Here is a 1764-nt window from a genome sequence, read left to right as displayed (position 1 = left end):
TCTTTTGATGGGTTGTAAAGGGTATAAAAACATTAAAATTGATCATTTTTATTTCAAAAAAATGAAAAATTTGTAAATGTCGCTTGTATCGAGGATTAGAAGCATGCTATTAAAAACAGTAATACATTATGTATAAATAAGATGTTAAATTTACTGGCAAATAAGTAAAGTATTCATATAAATATAGCTAACCTAATATAGATTTACTGAAGCAAATTTATGATTATATTAAGTAATTTGAGTTGTTATGCTGTATTCGGTATTGAACTAGAGTTTTACATTGAAGGAATAGAAAAAGAATACTTATTTCTGAATAGCATCAAAAATAAAATAGCATCTCTTGAATTTTCTTGCGAGAAGGAGAATTCTACACATCAGTATGAGATAAAAAGTGGTTGTTATACGAACTCCTACAATTTAATTAAGCATTTTGAGTTAGCAAAACAATCACTTACTGAAACAGCACAAAAACTAGGTGGGAATGTTTCTTTTAAAGCAAAGCCTTATTTGGATAGAGCAGGCAGTGCATTAAATGTGCATGTTAATCTCGTGAATTCAAATAACGGTAACTTATTTTATATCAATGAGCAAAAGTACAGTGACTATCTGATTCATAGTATTGGTGGATTATGTGCAATGATGAAAAAACATATGTTGTTTTTTGCTCCAAATGATGATTCATATTTAAGATTTCAGTATCCGGATATTCACACTCCAACTACGATTAGTTGGGGAGTAAATAACAGAACTGCTGCGATAAGAATTCCCTATTTTGGCAACGATTCCAAAAGATGCCGCCTAGAGCACCGTGTTCCTGGAACAGATTGTAACCTTGAAAAAGTACTCACAGCAATAATTGAAGGTATAGTTTTTGGTATAGAGAACAAAATTGCTCCGCCAAATAGAGTGTATGGCATTGCATCTGATCCTCAATATAAGATGGAGAGTTTGATATAGCAACTACCTGTTAAACCCTAACCCATTAAACTCCTTTGAGGTAATTGTCCATTCTAGCACTTTCCTCACATCATTATTTACATTCCCATACTGTAATAGCAAGTCTGCAGCAGATAGTTTCTGCGTACTTTCAGATGATCCAAGCCCTATATTGGTAAGGTTGCTCGGTGGCTGCTCAGGAAGTGGATTACCAGATACATCCATGTGTTCAGGGAGAGATTTCATCTGATTCTTTATAGAGCTAGAGTTATTTTGTGCAGGATTTCTATCATCTGACATGTCAAGAATAATTTTCTCAGGTACTACCATAGTTTTTCTATAATCAGCAGAATGACTGCCTTCAGTGTTCTTAAATTCATCAAGAATTGGTTCGCCAAACGCATTTATAGGGCCACCAAGTGATCCTTTCTCCATGCGCTCTTCTGCTCTTTTCCTTATTATTTCTTCTGCTAGCTCAGTTTCAGTTCTTTTTGGTTCTTTTACGGTACCTTTTTCTTCACCTTCATCTCCTGAAACACCAGTAATTTCAGCAGGCTGTTCTTTTTAGTTCTTATTTTATGAATCAGCGAAAGTAATAAGTAAGTAACTGCAGCAGCAGAAACGATAATGGCTATCTTTGCGGCAATGTGGATTGCTGTTAAAAATATTAAAGCTGATAAAGCTCCAGCTAATCCAGACACAATAACTTTATTTTTGCCTTTTGTTATATTTAGAATTGCCACCATAATAACCTCTCAAATACTGCTCTAGAATTATTATACAGAAATTTTCTTATACTTGCAATTTTGCAAAAATTTTAATTATTTG

General features: G+C 33.4%; 3 protein-coding genes. 1 reads left to right on the top strand and 2 read right to left on the bottom strand.

Translation table 11 applies throughout. The features are described from left to right. Positions 1-219: 219 nt before the first annotated feature. Positions 220-957: a type I glutamate--ammonia ligase gene (locus tag WG67_RS05755; RefSeq protein ID WP_010963182.1), complete on the top strand. Its 738-nt coding sequence runs from the start codon at positions 220-222 to the stop codon at positions 955-957. A gap of 3 nt (positions 958-960) precedes the next feature. On the opposite strand, the gene WG67_RS07905 is transcribed toward WG67_RS05755, so the two are convergent. Continuing rightward, positions 961-1371: a hypothetical protein gene (locus WG67_RS07905; protein ID WP_245683370.1), complete on the bottom strand. Its 411-nt coding sequence runs from the start codon at positions 1369-1371 to the stop codon at positions 961-963. 65 nt (positions 1372-1436) lie between these two features. Next, entirely contained in the window at positions 1437-1679 is a 243-nt protein-coding gene (locus tag WG67_RS07900) for a hypothetical protein (protein WP_245683369.1), read from the bottom strand. Positions 1680-1764: the final 85 nt, after the last annotated feature.

The sequence above is a fragment of the Wolbachia endosymbiont of Drosophila incompta genome (genome assembly GCF_001758565.1).
Lineage (GTDB): Bacteria > Pseudomonadota > Alphaproteobacteria > Rickettsiales > Anaplasmataceae > Wolbachia > Wolbachia pipientis.
The sequence above is the reverse complement of the archived record's forward strand: the minus strand, read 5'-3'. Positions and strand labels throughout refer to the sequence as shown.